At 59.2% G+C, this 18,664-nt stretch carries 20 protein-coding genes; 18 read left to right on the top strand and 2 right to left on the bottom strand.

Annotated features, from left to right (window positions below; genetic code table 11):
* Positions 1-62: 62 nt before the first annotated feature.
* The 11 genes from HQN82_RS07140 (at position 63) to HQN82_RS07190 (ending at position 9,808) form a co-directional block, all read left to right on the top strand.
* On the top strand, positions 63-1,559 hold the full coding sequence (locus tag HQN82_RS07140) for a DEAD/DEAH box helicase (RefSeq protein WP_006698787.1): 1,497 nt from the start codon (positions 63-65) through the stop codon (positions 1,557-1,559).
* An 8-nt stretch (positions 1,560-1,567) separates the two neighbouring features.
* The gene (locus tag HQN82_RS07145; protein ID WP_112766781.1) at positions 1,568-1,993 is read left to right on the top strand and encodes an NUDIX domain-containing protein; all 426 of its coding nucleotides are present in this window, start codon (positions 1,568-1,570) and stop codon (positions 1,991-1,993) included.
* 837 nt (positions 1,994-2,830) lie between these two features.
* Positions 2,831-3,958 (top strand): ABC transporter substrate-binding protein, encoded by a 1,128-nt coding sequence (locus HQN82_RS07150; RefSeq protein WP_207587126.1) that lies wholly within the window; start codon positions 2,831-2,833, stop codon positions 3,956-3,958.
* 132 nt (positions 3,959-4,090) lie between these two features.
* Positions 4,091-4,768 (top strand): ribulose-phosphate 3-epimerase, encoded by a 678-nt coding sequence (rpe, locus tag HQN82_RS07155; RefSeq protein ID WP_112766783.1) that lies wholly within the window; start codon positions 4,091-4,093, stop codon positions 4,766-4,768.
* 60 nt (positions 4,769-4,828) lie between these two features.
* Positions 4,829-5,335, top strand: a complete 507-nt coding sequence (locus HQN82_RS07160) for a hypothetical protein (RefSeq protein ID WP_022556482.1) — start codon at positions 4,829-4,831, stop codon at positions 5,333-5,335.
* Positions 5,336-5,416: 81 nt separating this feature from the next.
* A complete protein-coding gene (purB, locus tag HQN82_RS07165) occupies positions 5,417-6,724 on the top strand; it encodes an adenylosuccinate lyase (protein WP_004442427.1) in 1,308 nt (435 codons plus the stop codon).
* Between the two features lie 80 nt (positions 6,725-6,804).
* Complete coding sequence (locus HQN82_RS07170) at positions 6,805-7,368, top strand: alpha/beta hydrolase (RefSeq protein ID WP_173614715.1); 564 nt, start codon at positions 6,805-6,807, stop codon at positions 7,366-7,368.
* Positions 7,369-7,572: 204 nt separating this feature from the next.
* Positions 7,573-8,337 carry a phosphoribosylaminoimidazolesuccinocarboxamide synthase gene (gene purC / locus HQN82_RS07175; protein ID WP_004442430.1) on the top strand — a complete coding sequence of 255 codons (765 nt, stop codon included), beginning with the start codon at positions 7,573-7,575 and terminating at the stop codon, positions 8,335-8,337.
* 54 nt (positions 8,338-8,391) lie between these two features.
* The gene (gene purS, locus HQN82_RS07180) at positions 8,392-8,634 is read left to right on the top strand and encodes a phosphoribosylformylglycinamidine synthase subunit PurS (RefSeq protein ID WP_003507918.1); all 243 of its coding nucleotides are present in this window, start codon (positions 8,392-8,394) and stop codon (positions 8,632-8,634) included.
* A gap of 19 nt (positions 8,635-8,653) precedes the next feature.
* The gene (purQ, locus tag HQN82_RS07185; protein WP_004442432.1) at positions 8,654-9,325 is read left to right on the top strand and encodes a phosphoribosylformylglycinamidine synthase subunit PurQ; all 672 of its coding nucleotides are present in this window, start codon (positions 8,654-8,656) and stop codon (positions 9,323-9,325) included.
* A gap of 78 nt (positions 9,326-9,403) precedes the next feature.
* Complete coding sequence (locus HQN82_RS07190) at positions 9,404-9,808, top strand: hypothetical protein (protein WP_112766784.1); 405 nt, start codon at positions 9,404-9,406, stop codon at positions 9,806-9,808.
* Positions 9,809-10,078: 270 nt separating this feature from the next.
* On the opposite strand, the gene HQN82_RS07195 is transcribed toward HQN82_RS07190, so the two are convergent.
* A complete protein-coding gene (locus tag HQN82_RS07195) occupies positions 10,079-10,384 on the bottom strand; it encodes a DUF1127 domain-containing protein (RefSeq protein ID WP_004442436.1) in 306 nt (101 codons plus the stop codon).
* Between the two features lie 93 nt (positions 10,385-10,477).
* On the opposite strand from HQN82_RS07195, the gene HQN82_RS07200 reads away from it, so the two are divergent.
* The 4 genes from HQN82_RS07200 (at position 10,478) to HQN82_RS07215 (ending at position 15,193) form a co-directional block, all read left to right on the top strand.
* Positions 10,478-11,896, top strand: coding sequence for an aminotransferase-like domain-containing protein (locus HQN82_RS07200; RefSeq protein WP_112766785.1), 1,419 nt, complete (start codon positions 10,478-10,480; stop codon positions 11,894-11,896).
* A 107-nt stretch (positions 11,897-12,003) separates the two neighbouring features.
* Entirely contained in the window at positions 12,004-12,594 is a 591-nt protein-coding gene (locus HQN82_RS07205) for an acyloxyacyl hydrolase (RefSeq protein WP_112766786.1), read from the top strand.
* Positions 12,595-12,708: 114 nt separating this feature from the next.
* Entirely contained in the window at positions 12,709-14,943 is a 2,235-nt protein-coding gene (gene purL, locus HQN82_RS07210; protein ID WP_112766787.1) for a phosphoribosylformylglycinamidine synthase subunit PurL, read from the top strand.
* A 16-nt stretch (positions 14,944-14,959) separates the two neighbouring features.
* Positions 14,960-15,193: a BolA family protein gene (locus HQN82_RS07215; RefSeq protein WP_003516012.1), complete on the top strand. Its 234-nt coding sequence runs from the start codon at positions 14,960-14,962 to the stop codon at positions 15,191-15,193.
* A gap of 117 nt (positions 15,194-15,310) precedes the next feature.
* Here the strand turns inward: HQN82_RS07215 and HQN82_RS07220 are convergent, their stop codons facing one another.
* Positions 15,311-16,459, bottom strand: a complete 1,149-nt coding sequence (locus tag HQN82_RS07220) for a hypothetical protein (protein WP_112766788.1) — start codon at positions 16,457-16,459, stop codon at positions 15,311-15,313.
* Positions 16,460-16,569: 110 nt separating this feature from the next.
* Between HQN82_RS07220 and HQN82_RS07225 the strand changes: the two genes are divergently transcribed.
* From HQN82_RS07225 to HQN82_RS07235, 3 genes are all read left to right on the top strand, one after another.
* On the top strand, positions 16,570-16,818 hold the full coding sequence (locus tag HQN82_RS07225; protein WP_004442452.1) for a hypothetical protein: 249 nt from the start codon (positions 16,570-16,572) through the stop codon (positions 16,816-16,818).
* Positions 16,819-16,964: 146 nt separating this feature from the next.
* Entirely contained in the window at positions 16,965-17,300 is a 336-nt protein-coding gene (gene grxD, locus HQN82_RS07230; protein ID WP_004442454.1) for a Grx4 family monothiol glutaredoxin, read from the top strand.
* A gap of 137 nt (positions 17,301-17,437) precedes the next feature.
* Positions 17,438-18,646: a multidrug effflux MFS transporter gene (locus HQN82_RS07235; protein ID WP_112766789.1), complete on the top strand. Its 1,209-nt coding sequence runs from the start codon at positions 17,438-17,440 to the stop codon at positions 18,644-18,646.
* The last annotated feature ends 18 nt before the right edge of the window (positions 18,647-18,664 follow it).

The raw sequence follows: 18,664 nt of genomic DNA on the forward strand, positions 1-18,664 counted from the left end.
TTGCAAGTGCCGTCGCGGCACGCAGGTGTTCTTACCGAACCAGAACGGAAAAAGTTCTTCCTTTGACAACATTCTCTGATCTTGGCCTGAGCCAAAAAGTTCTTTCCGCTATTGCAGATGCCGGCTACACGACGCCGACACCCATTCAGGCTGGCGCCATTCCGCCGGCGCTGGAAAAGCGTGATATCTGCGGTATCGCACAGACCGGCACGGGCAAAACCGCGTCATTCGTTCTGCCGATGCTGACCCTGCTTGAGAAGGGCCGCGCACGCGCCAGAATGCCGCGCACGCTGATCCTCGAGCCGACGCGCGAGCTTGCGGCACAGGTGGCGGAGAACTTCGAGAAATACGGCAAGAATCACAAGCTGAACGTCGCCCTCCTGATCGGCGGTGTTTCCTTCGAAGACCAGGACCGCAAGCTGGAACGTGGCGCCGATGTGCTGATCTGCACCCCTGGCCGCCTTCTTGACCATTGCGAACGCGGCAAGCTGCTGATGACCGGCGTGGAAATCCTTGTCATCGACGAAGCCGACCGCATGCTCGACATGGGCTTCATTCCCGACATCGAGCGCATCGCCAAGATGATCCCCTTCACCCGCCAGACGCTGTTCTTCTCGGCCACCATGCCGCCGGAAATACAGAAGCTGGCTGATCGCTTCCTGCAGAACCCCGTCCGTGTCGAGGTCGCCAAGCCCTCCTCTACTGCAAAGACCGTTGCCCAGCGCATCGTCGCCGCCCATAACAAGGACTACGAAAAGCGCGCCGTCCTGCGCGATCTCGTCCGCGCCGAAGAGGCTGAACTCAAGAACGCCATCATCTTCTGCAACCGCAAGAAGGATGTGGCCGATCTTTTCCGTTCGCTCGACCGCCACGGCTTTTCCGTCGGCGCGCTGCATGGCGACATGGACCAGCGTTCGCGCACGACGATGCTGCAGAACTTCAAGGACGGCAATCTGAAGCTGCTCGTCGCCTCGGACGTCGCCGCACGCGGGCTTGATATCCCCGATGTCAGCCACGTCTTCAACTTCGATATTCCCATTCATTCGGAAGACTATGTTCACCGCATCGGCCGCACCGGCCGTGCCGGCCGCTCGGGCAAGGCTTTCACCATCGTCACCAGAAGCGACACCAAATATCTCGACGCCATCGAAAAGCTGATCGGCGAAAAGATAGAGTGGCTGAACGGTGATCTCTCCACCCTCCCCGCGCCGATGGAAAGCTTTGAAAGCAATTCCGGCCGTCGGGGCAAGGAACGGGGCGGCAGAGGCCGCGACCGTAACCGCCGGGACGCCGCACCGGTCGAAAACATCAATCAGGGCGCACAATCCGCTGCGGACGCAGATATCGCGGCTCATGGAGACGACAAGGTGAAAGCAGAACGCAAGCAGGAAAAGGCCCCGCGCAATTCCGACCGCAACAGTCGCAATCCGCTGCACGCCAATGACGACAACCGCGACCGTCGCCGCCACTATCGCGACCATGACGATGGCCCGACACCGGTTGGCTTCGGCGATGACATTCCCGCCTTCATGCTGATCGTGGCCAACGCCAAGGCCTGACCACAGCAATGGACACGATGACGTCGACCATCAAGCCGGGCCTCGATTTTCCGGGCGTCGGCGTGGGCCTTGTCATATTGCGTGAAGGCCGCCTCCTTTTATGCCGGCGCATGAAAGCGCCGGAAGCCGGGTATTGGAGCATCCCTGGCGGCAAAGTCGATCATCTCGAAACGTCGCTAGCCGCGGCGCGGCGCGAAGCCGAGGAAGAGACCGGGCTGACGATCGGCCACGTCGAATTTCTCTGCCATAGCGAATTTATCGACGCAGTAGACCGCCATCACTGGGTCTCCCTGATCTTCGTCACCCGCGACACAACGGGTCAACCTTCGCTTACGGAGCCGGATAAGCTCTCCGCCATTGACTGGTTCGATCTCGACAAACTTCCTCAGCCGATCTCCGCCTTTGCAAAGGACGCTCTGGCCGCTCTGAAATAATGCTGGGGCAGCCCCGGGCGTCGAATAATGACGTCGGATGCGGAATTTTCACAATCGAAAACGGCGGATCAGATTGGGTCGAAGCCAGAATTTCGGACAACGGCACACTTAATCCACGCCATTTCTTTCCTGGAACGCTTATCGCGAGAGAATGGCTTTGCGTAAAGTTCTCCGAATTCAATTTTAAATTGCTTAAATTAGAGCTATGTAAAAAACCGCCCCAGTTTCCTGAAGCGGTTTATACGTAATAAAAAAAATAGAATATAGAAGCGAATATAGTCTGGCAGTGCTTATAATCGGAACACTTTCCGAGGCTTTTTACAGCCAATTTCAGTCGTCCCCTGAAACAATTCCATCTAAGCTAATCATTTACTTTCCGTCAAGCAAATCTTCTCGCAAATGCGAAAAAAACATGGCGAAAAAGAGGTGGGGAATTAGAAGGTTTCTATATTAAACTTAGATATCAATAAATTACAGATATGAAAATAAAATGTGCAGATTTATAACGTGCACTGCAAAAGGCATAATCAGCAACAAGGCCTTCGCTGGAGTGTGCTTATACGCGCCACTTGTAATAGTTTTATGAAGTAAAACGGCACGTGGCGGATTTATGAAATACTTCTTCAGTAAAGCGGTACAGAAAGAAGATAGCGGGGCGAAAAAGAGCAGCGCTGCGGTATGGCCGCGAGGCACCATTATCGGCCGACGGCAACAACCATAAGATGCCGCGTCCATCTCGGCATTCGGATCGCCCGACATCGAAGCCAAGCTGCCGCAGTCCAGGCGCCAGCGTGCGATTATGATGGACGACCGGCGATTTTTCCTTTGGAAAACCGATTGGTGCCGATAAACATCAGATCGGGACAACAGGATTTCGATCACGTCATGCTTTCACTTCGCCTGCTAACGATCATCGCCGGTTTTGCCTTTGCGGGTTCAGCAAGCGCGGCATCGATCGGGATCGTTGCCCCGCAGAGCGGCCCCTACGAGCTTCTCGGGCAACAGGTCCGGCAGGGCGCCAAGGCGGCAGCCGCAAAACTCGGCCTGGATGTCGTGGAGATTCACGAGAGCTGCGAAGACGGCAGTGGCGGCGCGATTGCCGATGGCCTCGTGGCGGCGAAAGTCAGCGCCGCGATCGGCTTCCTGTGCACGGAAACGCTTCAGGACGTTCTGCCGCCGCTCAAGGCCGCGGCCATTCCGGCCATCACGCTTTCCAGCCGCGCACCCATCCTGATGGAGGACGCGCTGAAATATGGCTGGCCGCTTTTTCGCCTCGCCCCATCGGATCGGGCCGAATCGGCAAGGGCTGCGGAAGTCATTCTTCGCGACTGGAAAGGCCACCCGATCGGGCTCGTGGATGACGGCACGATCTACAGCCGCGAATTGGTCGACCGTATCCGCTCTACGCTGGAGGAAAACGGGCTGAAGCCCACCTTTGCCGATACGATGCGACCCAATCAGGAACAGCAGGTGGCGCTTGTGCGCCGGCTGGCGCGCACCGGCATTACCCATGTCTTCATCGGCGCGGAACGAAACGATATCGCCGTCGTGGCACGGGACGCCGCTTCAGAGAATTTTCCGCTCACCATTCTGGGCGGCGATACGCTGAACGCCGCCAACACCCCCCTCGCACTGGCTGCGAACGTGATGGCCATCACGCGCCCGGCCTATGACACACTGCCTTCGGCGCAGGGGGCTGCCGGCGAACTGCGCGCCGCAGGCATCGAACCCGAAGGTTACGTCCTTCCAGCCTATGCCGCCACCGAACTGACGGCGGCGCTGGCGGAAGCGGCCCAGGCGCAGTCGAAACCGGCGCCGGAGATACTGGCGTCCGGCACGGCCTTCAAAACCGTGATTGGCGATCTCGCATTCAACCCGTCGCATGAGCTTTCGGACAATCCCTACCGCCTGCAGCGCTGGAACGGCCAGCGCTTCGAACCGGCGGACAAAGCCGAAAGGCAGTAGCTGCAGCCAGCACCGGGACAAATTCGCGGAGCGGCAGCGGAAAACCATCAGCAACCTCACCGCTGACCGTTTCAAACCCCGATGCATGATGTTAAAGGCAAACTTACGCAACGCGTCGAGAGGAGTTTGCCCATGTCCCTGCCCATCCGGATAGCACCGTCGATCCTGGCTTCCAATTTCGCCAAGCTCGGACAGGAAGTCGCCGATGTCACCGAGGCCGGCGCGGACTGGATTCATCTCGATGTCATGGACGGGCATTTCGTGCCGAACATTTCCTTCGGGCCTGATGTCATCAAGGCGCTTCGGCCGCACAGCAATGCCTTCTTCGATTGCCATTTGATGATCGCCCCCGTCGATCCCTATCTCGAAGCCTTTGCCAAGGCCGGCTGTGACAGCATCACGGTGCATGCGGAGGCCGGCCCCCACCTGCACCGCTCTCTCCAGACCATTCGCGGACTGGGCCTGAAGGCTGGCGTCACGCTCAACCCGGCAACGCCGCTTTCCGTTATCGAAAACGTGCTCGATGATGTCGACCTCGTGCTGATCATGAGCGTCAATCCCGGCTTCGGCGGCCAGAAATTCATTCCCGCCATGCTCGACAAGATCCGCGCAGCCAAGGCGATGATCGGTCAGCGGCCGATCGAACTGGAAGTGGATGGCGGCGTAACGGCGCAGACCGCAGGCGATATCATCGCCGCCGGCGCCAATGCACTGGTAGCGGGCTCCGCAGTCTTCAAAGGCGATGGCGTGGAGGATTATCGCAAGACGATCGCCCTCCTGCGCACGGCCGCGGAAGCCGGACGGGTGTAATCCGTCACCGCCGAATGCGGAAAGCCGGATGCGGCACAACGAGGCGTCGGGGGGAATGTCATGGAAAGCGGCAGGCGGAATTTCCGCGACAGGGCTCTTCCAGCATTGTTCATTCTGCTTGGCGCGCTTGGCTGGAGCGTTTGTTCAGCGGCGTCAGCCGCCATCGGCCTCTATGCCCGTAACAGGCTGGAAACCGATCACGTCGCCGATATCATCACGCTTTTCTTCACGGGCGGATTTTTCGGCTGGCTGCTGGCGCTGGCAGCATTGCGCGTTCTCCCTGCCTTAAAATCCCAACAATTGCGTCTTGCGACAGCATGTCTCGCAATCGCTTTCTTCACGCTCGCCGTGGCGGCAGCATTGTTCGCGTTCGAGTACCGCATCTTTTATGCGCAATGGCATGCGCCAACCTTTTCCCGCATCTGGTTTTTTCAGCAGCTTTTCACGTCGCTCGGTGCAATCTACCAGTTCGTCGTTCTGGGGCTTGGTCTTTATTTTCCCTTCGCCGCACTTCCGCTCGTGCCCGCAGGGGCAATGCTCTGCCGGCGTGCACCGCAAGCGGCGTAGGCATGCAGCTTGATAGATTGAGATTAGCGGAACACTTTGCTAAACGGGCAGCAAATTTCCTCTACTAAGAAAGTCATTGCCATGATCCCTCGTTACTCCCGGCCGGAAATGGTCGCCATCTGGTCGCCGGAAACAAAATTCCGCATCTGGTTCGAGATCGAGGCGCATGCCTGTGACGCGCTGGCCGAGCTCGGCGTCATCCCGAAGTCAGCAGCCCAGACCATCTGGGAAAAGGGCGGCAGCGCCACCTTCGACGTCGCCCGCATTGATGAGATCGAGGCCGTCACCAAGCATGATGTCATCGCCTTCCTCACCCATCTCGCAGAATTCGTCGGTCCCGACAGCCGCTTCGTGCATCAGGGCATGACCTCGTCGGACGTGCTCGATACCACGCTCAACATCCAGCTCGTGCGCGCCGCCGATCTGCTGCTCGCCGACATGGACCGGGTGCTCGCGGCTCTCAAGACCCGGGCCTTCGAACACAAGAACACGGTGCGCATCGGCCGTAGCCACGGCATCCATGCCGAACCGACGACGATGGGCCTCACCTTCGCCCGCTTCTACGCCGAGATGCACCGCAACCGTGAGCGCCTTGTGAATGCCCGTGCGGAAATCGCCACCGGCGCAATCTCCGGCGCTGTCGGCACCTTCGCCAATATCGACCCCCGCGTCGAGGAACATGTCTGCGAAAAGCTCGGACTCATCCCCGAGCCGGTTTCCACGCAGGTCATCCCGCGTGACCGTCACGCCATGTTCTTCGCCACCCTTGGCGTCATCGCCTCGTCGATTGAAAACGTCGCCATCGAAATCCGCCACATGCAGCGCACCGAAGTTCTGGAAGCGGAAGAGTTCTTCTCTCCCGGCCAGAAGGGCTCGTCGGCCATGCCGCACAAGCGTAACCCGGTTCTCACTGAAAACCTCACCGGCCTCGCCCGTCTGGTGCGCATGTCGGTCGTCCCGGCCATGGAAAACGTTGCCCTCTGGCACGAGCGCGACATCAGCCACTCCTCCGTGGAGCGCGCCATCGGCCCCGACACGACAGTCACTCTGGACTTCGCATTGAACCGTCTGGCAGGCGTCATCGAAAAGCTGGTGATCTACCCGGACAACATGCTGAAGAACATGAACAAGTTCCGTGGTCTCGTGCATTCGCAGCGCGTTCTCCTGGCGCTGACGCAGGCTGGCGTATCGCGCGAAGACGCCTATCGTCTGGTCCAGCGCAATGCCATGAAGGTCTGGGAACAGGGTGCGGACTTCCTTGAGGAACTGCTGGGCGACGAGGAAGTGCGCGCTGCGCTCCCCGAAGAGGTCATCCGCGAAAAATTCGACCTCGGTTACCACACCAAGCATGTCGATACGATCTTCGCCCGCGTCTTCGGCAACGCCTGAGACTTGAGCTGAACCCGAGAGCTTGACGTTAATGCCGCCGCGACCTTGATCGCGGCGGCATCACAACACAGATATGGCGCATGAAAGTTTCAGAAGCAGATATCCTGATCGTCCCCGGTTATACCAGTTCCGGCCCGGACCACTGGCAGAGCCGCTGGGAGCGCAAGCTCTCCACCGCCCGCCGTGTCGAGCAGGCGGAATGGTCGAAACCGGTGAAGGAAGATTGGGTCGCCAGGCTGGTAGAGGAGGTCAACGCCTCCACCAGGCCCGTCGTCCTCGTTGCCCATTCGCTTGGCGTTCCAACGGTGATCCACGCATTGCCTGAAATCGGCAAGAAGGTATCCGGCGCGCTTCTCGTTGCGCCGCCTGATGTCGCCAATCCCGAAATCAGGCCGAAGCATCTCATGACCTTCGGGCCTTACCCGCGCGATCCGCTGCCCTTTCCGGCGATCACCATCGCCAGCCGCAACGATCCCTTCGGCTCCTATGAACACGCCGACGACATCGCTGCTGCCTGGGGTTCGCTTTTGATCGATGCCGGCATGTCCGGCCACATCAATGCCGAGTCCGGGCACGGCCCGTGGCCGGAGGGCGGCATGGTCTTCGCGCAATTCCTGAGCCGCCTCAAAGGCGTCGAGCCATGACGAGAGCCGCCAACTGAAATCCGCATCGCCCCCGCCCCTGCCGCGGCCCGGTTTTGCGGATGAAACAGTTCGGCGGCCCTGTCACAAGAATTGAAGGGAAATATGCCAGCCGCATTGTAGAATGCACTCTTTTCCTTTATGGGACCGCTTCAAAGACCAAACGCAACGCCACCAGAATCGGCGTCAACCAAGAGACCTGCAATTATGAACCGTCGCCGCCGTATTTACGAAGGCAAGGCCAAGATCCTTTACGAGGGTCCGGAGCCAGGCACGCTTATCCAGTTCTTCAAGGACGATGCGACCGCCTTCAACAAGAAGAAGCATGAAGTCATCGACGGCAAGGGCGTGCTGAACAACCGTATCTGCGAATACGTCTTCACGCATCTGAACAAGATCGGCATTCCCACCCACTTCATCCGCCGCCTCAACATGCGCGAGCAGCTGATCAAGGAAGTGGAGATGATCCCGCTCGAGGTCGTCGTGCGCAATGTCGCCGCCGGCTCGCTTTCCAAGCGCCTCGGTATCGAGGAAGGCGTGGTGCTGCCACGCTCGATCATCGAGTTTTATTACAAGTCGGATGAGCTCGAAGACCCGATGGTCTCCGAAGAGCACATCACGGCTTTCGGCTGGGCCAACCCCGCCGAGCTTGACGACATCATGGCGCTCGCCATCCGCGTCAACGACTTCCTCTCCGGCCTGTTCCTCGGCGTCGGCATTCAGCTCGTCGATTTCAAGATCGAATGTGGCCGCCTCTTCGAAGGCGATATGATGCGCATCATCCTCGCCGACGAGATCTCGCCCGATAGCTGCCGTCTCTGGGACATCGAGACCCAGAAGAAGATGGACAAGGACCTCTTCCGACGCGATCTGGGCGGTCTTCTGGAAGCTTATTCCGAAGTGGCGCGCCGTCTCGGCATCATCAATGAAAACGAACCGATCCGCGGCACCGGTCCTGTTCTGGTAAAGTAATATCGGCTCGTGAAATAATATTGGCCTCGTAGGGTAAAATCAGGAGAAGATCAGGTGATCAAGGCACGGGTGACTGTTACGCTGAAGAACGGCGTTCTCGATCCGCAGGGCAAGGCAATCGAAGGCGCGCTTGGCAGCCTCGGTTTTGGTGGCGTCGGCCATGTCCGTCAGGGCAAGGTTTTCGATCTGGAACTGGAAGGCGCCGACAAGGCGAAGGCCGAAACCGATCTGAAGGCAATGTGCGAAAAGCTCTTGGCCAACACGGTCATCGAAAACTACGCCATCGCCATTCTCTAAGCTCCAGGAGCCGCCGTCCATGAAATCCGCTGTCGTCCAACTTCCCGGCCTCAACCGCGACCGCGACATGATCGCGGCTCTGACGAAAATTTCCGGTCAGGCGCCTGTCACCATCTGGCAGACGGAGACGGATATTCCCGATGTCGATCTGATCGTCATTCCCGGCGGCTTCTCTTATGGCGACTATCTGCGCTGCGGCGCGATTGCCGCCCGCATGCCTGTCATGCAGGCCATCCGCGAGAAGGCGGAAAAGGGCGTGAAGGTTCTCGGCGTCTGCAACGGCTTCCAGATTCTGGTCGAAGCCGGCATGCTGCCGGGCGCCCTGATGCGCAACGCCTCGCTGAAATTCGTCTGCCGCGAAGTGAAGCTCGAAGTCGCCAATAACGACACCGATTTCACCCGTGCTTACGACAAGGGCCAGATCCTGCGTTGCCCCGTCGCCCATCACGATGGCAACTACTTCCTCGATGCGGATGAGTTGAAATCGGTCGAGGGCAACGGCCAGGTCGTGTTCCGTTATGCCGAAGGCACCAACCCGAACGGCTCGCTGAACGACATTGCCGGCGTCATCAATGCCAAGGGCAACGTTCTCGGCATGATGCCGCATCCGGAAAACCTGATCGAAGCCGCCCATGGCGGCAATGACGGCCGCGGCCTCTTCGCTTCGGCGCTTGGCGTCATCGCAGCCTGACAGACGGGCGGGCTTTGAGCCCGCCTTTTTTGATGCCGGCTGACGGCGTCGTTTTGGCCCTCTCTTCTGGATGACCTGATGTCTTTTGCCCGTCGATCGAATACCCTCAAGGCGACCGGATTGTTTCTAGCTGCGGCGACCCTCGCTGCTTGTCAGCCGAAACCACAGCCGACAGCCTCGGTCTCCCGCGCCGCTCTCCCCACAATGGAACGGATAGCGCTCGGCGCGAATGCCTGCTGGTTCAAATCGGGGGATGCGGCTTTCAAGGCCTATCGTCTGGCTCCTGAACTCAATTCCTTCTCAGGCCGTCCGCGCATCCTGCTCGTGCCGCGCAACAGTCCGGAATCGCGGCCCATGCTGGTCGTTCAGGCTGAAGGCAACCCGGCAAAGCTCGACGCTTTTGGCCCGGTGATGAACGAGGCCATTTCCAGCCGCATCGCAACCGACGTCAAGCGCTGGGCGAATGGCGGCAACGGCTGCTGATCTCATCGTAGTATTCTAGCCCTGCATATCGGGCGAGACGTATCCGCGTTCCTCATTCCTGTGCTTGTCACAGGAATGAGAAGGGGAACGCTCGGCAAAAGGCAGACGCCGGCACAAGAAGCTCTTGCCACGTACCGTTTATCAATTTGCCGAAGCTGCTCTAAGGGACGTAAATAAAAAAACCCGCCAACGCCGGTTGGGAATGGCGTGGCGGGCTGCCGCACGGCTTGATGGCGCCGGGGAAAGAAGGCGCCGCTCTCCGGCAAAAAATTAAAGCGGCCGTGTTGGCCATGAAAAAAGCTGGGATTTCGCCGCTTCCTTCAGGGCTTCATCGCGCGTTACGCCGATATCTTCCAGAAGATCATCAGACAGTTCCCGCAAAGCGAGCCGTCCCTGCCGCTTCCGGTGCCAGTTGAACATGCCCGCAATCAGGCGACCAATTGGCGTGCTGGCGATCTTGGCCGGAAAAGGCGCCGGTGCGACCATGTCGCCGGCATCGCGGAACACGCGTTCCCGTTCGTAACCATCAGGATAGAGCGTATCCGCTGTCGAAAGGTATTGATCCATCTTGCGCATATTGCACCTATTGTCTCCGTGCGTTTGTCTTCATTGAATGCAGACAATAAATACAATTGACTTGCGAAGAGATACAATGCATAAATTGTCACCATGACAAATTGGCTTCCTGATCTCGCTGTGGGCGATGGCCCGATATATCTGCGCCTCGCCGACAGTATCGAGGGTGCAATTTCCGATGGCACCCTGCAGGCGGGCTCGAAATTGCCGCCGCAGCGCAACCTCGCTTATGACCTCGGCGTGACAATAGGTACAATCAGCCGGGCCTACGCGCTTATCCACGAGCGCGGCCTGGTCAGCGGCGAGGTCGGCCGCGGCACCTATGTCAATGAGCGCAAGACCCCGGCCCCCTCAGCGCCCATGGAGACGGTGGCGGCAGCCTTCGGCAGCACACGCCACGCTGTCGATAGCAGCGCCGAATTCCGGCTCAACACCACGGCGGCACCCGATGTCGGCCAGAGTGTGCTGATCGCCAGACATATCGAGGCTGTCGCCCGCGAACATGCTTACGACGTCACCAATTACGCCCGTTCCTTTCCTGACAACTGGTGCATGGCGGGCGCTCGCTGGCTTTCCCAGAACGGCTGGTCGCCAAAACCGGAAAACATCGTCTCGACGCTTGGCGCCCATGCGGCGGTGATGAGTGTGGTGACGGCCATGACCGCCCCGGGAGACCGTATCGTCTTCGAACCCGTGACCTATTCCCATATCAGCCGCAGCGCCACACTTGCCGGACGGCGGGTGACGCTGGTTGAAGCGGATGACAAGGGCATTGTCCCTGACGATTTCGAGCGCGTCTGCGCCCAGCAGCATCCCAAGATGATCTTCCTGATGTCCGCCGGCCAGAACCCGACCTGCGCCACGCTGCCAGAAGAGCGTCGCCGTGCGATAGCCGATATTGCCCGCCGGTATGGTGTCTGGGTGGTAGAGGACAATCTTTATGGCGCGATGACGCGTGAGGCGATCCCGCTGATTGCTGAATTTGCGCCCGACATTACCTTCGTCGTCGGCGGCCTGTCTAAATCCGTTGCCGCTGGCGTTCGTGGCGGCTGGGTCGCCTGCCCGGCGCAATATTCGTCGCGCATCCGCATTTCCCACTCGATGCTGACAGGCGGTCTGCCCTTCATGCTGGCCGAAGTGAATGCCCGCCTCGTCAACAGCGGTGACGCCGACGACATTCGCAAGGACTGTATAGCCGAGATCAACCAGCGGGAAGCGATTGCCCGGCGGGCCTTCGCCGGACTGGATTTCAATTCGCTGCCCGACATCGCCTTCCTGTGGCTGAGACTGCCCGAACCCTGGCTTTCCGGCACGTTCCGAAACGCGGCGATGAAAGAAGGCGTGCTGATAGATGACGAGGATGAGTTCAAGGCCGGCCGCACCGACAAGGTTTTCCATCGGGTGCGTGTCAGCCTTTCTGGTCCATCGAACCAGCAAGAGTTGACCCATGCCCTCGGCATCCTGCGCCACCTGCTCGACAACGGCTCGGCCGGTTACGAAAGCGTTGCCTAGAGGGCGGAGAGTCTTTCCTGCAACACCCGGCCTAATTCAGTAACTTATCATTTACCAAACCGACAAACCTGCCATCCTTTCCGCAATTCGAGGTGGGGAATGATTCGATGGCAGCATTCGGTTCCGCAGGTGTGAGGGCGTGTTTCGCGCTGGCGATCCTTCTTGCGGCATGTGTCTTGATCGGCACCATGCCCGCCACGGCTGCGGAAGGCACCGTCTTCGACGAATTGCGCTTCGGCGCAACCACCTCAATCTCCAATCACGACAATGGCGGTGAGGATGGCGTCTTCCCGGCCTTCACCGCCTATTTTGATCCCTTCGCCAGTGCATCTGCGGTAACGCTCGGCCAAAAACTCTCCCGCCCACGGCTGCATATCGGTGGCGAGATCGGCACTGAGGGCTCGGCGAATACCATTTACGGCGGCGTCAACTGGACCTTCGATCTCAACCCGAAGATCTTTCTCGATTTCGGTTTTGGCGGCCTCTGGCACGATGGCAAGCTGAGAAACAGTGCCGGCGAAACCGGTGCGGAATTCGGCTGCCGGGTGCTTTTCCACGAATATGCGGCGATCGGCTATCGTTTCGATAATAACTGGAATATTTCCACCCAGATCGAGCATGCATCACATGCCAATCTGTGCGATGGACCCAATGACGGACTGACCCGCGTCGGCCTCATGGTCGGCTACAGGTTCTGAAGAAGCCAAGAAAGCAGCGTTTTGCGGGTAAAACCGCGCATTTTCCTGTCGCACCTTTGAGCCTCTTGCGCTAAAGAACCGGAAACTTCCCTCGGCTCGAACCGCGTGAGACCTATGTCGATTCCAAACTCCATCAAGATCACCCCGGAACTCGTTGCATCCCACGGGCTGAAGCCCGACGAATACCAGCGTATCCTCGACCTGATCGGACGGGAGCCCAGCTTTACCGAGCTCGGCATCTTCTCGGCCATGTGGAACGAGCACTGCTCCTACAAGTCGTCCAAGAAGTGGCTGAAGACCCTGCCCACCAAGGGACCACGCGTCATCCAGGGCCCCGGTGAAAATGCCGGCGTTGTGGATATCGACGATGGCGATTGCGTCGTCTTCAAGATGGAGAGCCATAACCACCCCTCCTATATCGAGCCCTATCAGGGTGCGGCGACCGGCGTCGGCGGTATCCTGCGTGACGTCTTCACCATGGGCGCGCGCCCGATTGCCGCCATGAACGCCCTGCGTTTCGGCGCGCCCGACCACCCGAAGACCCGCCATCTCGTGGCCGGTGTCGTTGCCGGTGTTGGCGGCTACGGCAACTCCTTCGGCGTGCCAACGGTTGGCGGCGAAGTGGAATTCGATCCGCGTTATAACGGCAACATCCTCGTTAACGCCTTTGCCGCCGGTCTTGCCAAGTCCGACGCGATCTTCCTTTCGGAAGCCAAGGGCGTCGGACTCCCAGTGGTTTATCTCGGCGCAAAGACCGGCCGCGATGGCGTTGGCGGCGCGACCATGGCCTCTGCCGAATTCGATGAATCCATCGAAGAAAAGCGCCCCACCGTTCAGGTCGGCGACCCCTTCACCGAAAAGTGCCTGCTGGAAGCCTGCCTTGAGCTGATGAAGACCGGCGCGGTCATCGCCATTCAGGACATGGGTGCCGCCGGCCTCACCTGCTCGGCCGTCGAAATGGGCGCCAAGGGCGACCTCGGCATCGAGCTTGACCTCAACGCCGTGCCGGTGCGTGAAGAGCGCATGACGGCCTATGAAATGATGCTGTCCGAAAGCCAGGAGCGCATGCTCATGGTTCTCGAGCCCTCCAAGGAAGAAGTCGCCAAGGCGATCTTCGTGAAGTGGGGCTTGGACTTCGCCATCGTCGGCAAGACCACCGACGACCTGCGCTTCCGCGTCATTCACAACGGCGAGGAAGTTGCCAACCTGCCGATCAAGGAACTGGGCGATCAGGCTCCCGAATATGACCGCCCGTGGACACCCGCGAAGGTGCCCACCCCGCTTGCGGAAAACGACGTTCCCGCTGCCGATATCGCCGACGCGCTGGTATCGCTCGTCGGTTCGGCCAACAATTCCTCGCGCCGCTGGGTCTACGAGCAGTATGACACGCTGATCCAGGGCAATTCCCTGCAGCTGCCGGGCGGCGACGCCGGTGTGGTTCGCGTCGAAGGCCATGACAAGAAGGCGCTAGCCTTCTCCTCCGACGTCACCCCGCGTTACGTCGAGGCCGACCCCTTCGAAGGCGGCAAGCAGGCCGTGGCCGAATGCTGGCGCAACATTACCGCAACCGGCGCCCTGCCGCTCGCGGCCACCGACAACCTGAATTTCGGCAACCCGGAAAAGCCTGAAATCATGAGCCAGCTGGTTCATGCCATCAAGGGCATCGGCGAAGCCTGCCGCGTGCTGGAATTCCCGATCGTTTCCGGCAACGTCTCGCTCTACAACGAGACCAACGGTCAGGCGATCCTGCCCACCCCCACCATTGGCGGCGTCGGCTTGCTGAAGGATTGGGGCCGCATGGCGCGCATTCGCTTCGCCGCCGCTGACGAAGCGGTGCTGCTTGTCGGCGCTCCTGCCGGCCTCGGCACCCACATCGCGCAGTCGGTGTACATGCGTGATATCCATGGCCGTATCGACGGCCCTGCCCCGCATGTCGATCTAGCCGCCGAAAAGAAGAACGGCGATTTCGTGCGTGGCATCATCACGGATGGCCTCGCCACCGCCGTTCACGATTGCTCCTCGGGAGGTCTGGCGCTCGCGGTTGCCGAAATGGCGATTTCCTCCGGAATCGGCGCAACGATCGACGCTGTCGAAGGCCACAACCCGGTCCTCACCTTCTATGGCGAAGATCAGGGTCGTTACGTGCTCACCGTGAAGAAAACCGATCTCGACAAGGTACTGGGTGCTGCCAAGGCAGCCGGCGTTTCCTGCGCCAACATCGGCGTCACCGGTGGTTCCACCGTAAAGCTGGGCACGGCGCGCGCCGTCGAGATTAAAGAATTGCACTCGGCCTATGAATCGTGGTTCCCTCAGTTCATGGATGGCGAAACTCTAGTCGCCGCAGAATGAATTAAGGAGAAACACCATGCCCATGAAACCCGGCGACATTGAAGACATGATTAAGGCGGGAATTCCCGGGGCAAAGGTCACGATCCGCGATCTGGCCGGTGATGGCGATCATTACGCGGCGGAAGTCGTGGCAGATGCATTCAAGGGCAAGACCCGCGTGCAGCAGCACCAGATGGTCTATGACGCGCTGAAGGGCAATATGGGCGGCGTCCTGCATGCCCTTGCTCTGCAGACCTCGGCGCCCGAATGATGACTGAGATCACCGGTCTCTGTCCCATCAGCTGAAAGACCTGACGGCTGCAGAATAAAGAAAGGCCCGCGTGATAGTCCCACGCGGGCCTTTTCATATTCGACGTTATCGAAACCTCTAAAGAGCAGGCGGCGTTTGTGACTCGAGATCGGCAAATGAGGCAGCTGGTAGAGGCCCGGCCGTCAGCAGGGTAAAGTCGTAACCGGACCTGCGATCAGGCCCGAGAACATATTGCCGGTGCATTCTGAGGAAATTCCGCTTGTTCTTCTTGTAACGCTCCGGTGAAAGCGAATGCTTGAAGCGGATCGACACGATTTTCGGTTGCGGCGCATCGCCATGACCGGTCAGCGCCACCGTGTTGCAACGATATAGATGGATCGGATCTGTGAGACACTGGACATCGAACCATGTCACCTCAGGGTGACGTGCGATGACACCAATGCTCTGACGAAGCCGCACGGCGCTCGACAGAAACGCGCATTGCAGGGCCGCCCCACCCAGCGTTGCGAAAGACAACTTCCGTCCATCCAGTGCCTCCGGCTTCAGCTCCAGCACGCGGCCGATGACCGCGAGGGCCAAGCTGGCGCCCATGCTGTGCGAGACCACCAGAACCTCATCCGAAGACTGCTCCAGCGCCGTCAGAACAAGCGCTGCCTTCTCTTCGATCCAGCCTCGGGCAATCGGCTCGTCGCGGCCGACTGCGAGTGCGAACCGCCAGTCCGCATAAAGATGCAGGGTGTGAAAGCGCTCGGCAAACGGCAGGAAAGCCTTGGTGAAAAACAGGGCCGCAGCCGGAAGGCTGGCCACCAGCAGCCACAGCGGTAAGGCGAAAAGCCAAGGCGACAGGCCAATCACCGCCGCAAGCACGCCACCGGCAAGCATCAGCAGGAACGGAAAAATAAAGAACAGCCCAAAACGCCATGCATGGCGGAAGTAGCGCGCCGCGCCCCCCTCACCGATAATGCCCGCTCCCGCCTTGAAGCCCTGCCAGATCTGCCGCCAGACCGGCGCATTCCGCAATTGTGAGATGACGGCATTATGATCATAGACGATGATGTCCGAACGCGTCCGCCAATCGCCTGACGAGGATTCCACGGTAAATGTTTCGCCGCCCGGCCTGTTCTCCAGCGGCCCCACTGCATAATCGACGGCCCATGTTTTTCCTGCCAGCGCGGCGGCACGCTGATAACGCAGACGATGGGCAACGGCATCAAGCGGATCGAAACCCGGGAAATAAAGGACAAGTCGTGACGTGACGGTCGGCATGCATAAACCTTCGGGCTGGAGGCACCCGAAAGGATCGCTTGATACAGTGGGCGATGCACGTATAGTAAAAATCGCGACGGAAATATGATTTATTTAAAGGCGGAGAAAATTTGTCTGGCATCGTCGATCAACTGATAAACGGCGTCGTCAAGGGCGCTTTGTCGGAAGTCCTCACCAAGACCGGCATCCGCAAGACGCGCCGCGCACGCCGAACGAAAAGCACCGGTTCTCTCGCCGGCGGTATTGTCGGCTCCGTTCTGGAAGCCGCAATCAAGGCCGCAGTCAAACCGAAGCCGGCCAAAAAACAGGTCAGCAAAAGACGCACCGCCGCCGCGCGCAGCCGGCAGAGATATCGCTAGGCGTCGGAAGACCGTTTTTTGGCGCGTTATGCGTTGCAGGAGGCACGCATTTTTTCCTTCCGACGGGTGGAAATCGCGCCACGACATGTTATTTAGAGGCTAACAGAAAGCAGCGGCCTTGAACCGCATGTGAAAGGAATAGGCCTATGAGCGGCATTCACGACATGATCGACAGCGAAGTGAAGAGCAACGACATCGTTCTTTTCATGAAGGGCACCCCGCAATTCCCGCAATGCGGTTTTTCCGGCCAGGTGGTACAGATCCTCGATTATCTCGGCGTCGACTATAAGGGCATCAATGTGCTTGCCGATGCCGACATCCGTCAGGGCATCAAGGACTATTCCAACTGGCCGACGATCCCGCAGCTCTACGTCAAGGGTGAGTTCGTTGGCGGCTGTGACATCGTGAGAGAGATGTTCCAGTCCGGCGAATTGCAGAGCCACTTCCAAGAACAGGGTATCAGCGTCCGCGGCGCGGCCTGATTTCGGCCGGTTCATCCGGCCCACCCTGATTGTCAGAAATTTATGCCAGGCGTTGCTTCATGCAACGCCTTTGCCGTTCTTTTTGGGGCAATCCTGTGACAAATCTTTCACAATCCACCGCTTCGCGCGCAGGCTCGATGGGGCGTACGGAATTCATTGCGCTGGCCGCAATGCTGATGGCGTTGAACGCGCTCGCCATCGATATCATGCTGCCCGGGCTTCAGGAAATCGGCGCCTCGCTGGGCGTCGAGAATGAAAACCATCGCCAATATGTCATTTCGGCCTACCTTCTCGGTTTCGGTGTCGCCCAGCTTCTCTATGGGCCGATCTCGGACCGTTTCGGTCGCCGCAAGCCGATGCTCTTTGGTCTTGCGATCTACATCGTTTCAGCGCTTGCGGTTGTTTTTGTGCCGTCCTTCTCCGGCCTGCTGCTCCTGCGTTTCATTCAGGGCATCGGTTCTGCGGCAACACGCGTCATCACCATCTCGATCGTCCGCGACATCTATGGCGGCCGCCAGATGGCTGAAGTCATGTCGCTGATCATGATGGTTTTCATGGTCGTTCCGGTCATCGCGCCCGGCACCGGTCAGATCGTTCTCTTCTTCGGAAACTGGCACCTTATCTTTGCCTTCATGGCCGGCATCGCTGCCGTGGTAACGGCCTGGATGTATTTCCGCCTGCCTGAGACCCTGCATCCGGACGACGTCCGCCCTTTCACCGCCCGTTCGGTGCTCGGCGGTTTCAAGATCGTGCTCACCAACCGCATTGCGCTTTGCTACACGCTCTCCAGCACCTTCATCTTCGGTGCGCTGTTCGGCTTTATCAATTCCGCTGAACAGGTCTACAAGGGCATTTACGGCCTTGGTCCATGGTTCGCGGCGGCATTTGCCGGCGTCGCCCTGTTCATGGCCTTTTCGTCCTTCATCAATGCGAGGCTTGTCGGAAGGTTCGGCATGCGCAAGCTGTCGCACGGGTCGCTGCTCGGCTTCATCGCCATCACCTTCGTCTGGCTTGTGGTGCAGGTGCTGGGACCGGATCCGATGCCTTTCGCCATCTTCATCGTGTTCTTCGCACTTGCCATGTTCCAGTTCGGCTGGATCGGATCGAACTTCAACTCGCTGGCGATGGAACCGCTTGGCCATGTCGCCGGCACGGCCTCCTCGGTGATCGGCTTCATGGGAACCATTGGCGGTTCGCTGATCGGCGCCGCCATCGGCCAGGCTTTCGATGGTACCGCACTGCCAATGGTGGCAGGTTTCTTCGTCGTCTCCATCATCGGCCTGATCTTTGTACTGATCGGCGAAAAGGGTGTGTTATTTCATGCCCACAACAAGCCGATCCGCTAAGGGACGTGGAAAAATAAA

Origin of the sequence: Agrobacterium pusense (assembly GCF_013285525.1) — a bacterium.
In the GTDB taxonomy this organism is placed as follows: domain Bacteria; phylum Pseudomonadota; class Alphaproteobacteria; order Rhizobiales; family Rhizobiaceae; genus Agrobacterium; species Agrobacterium pusense.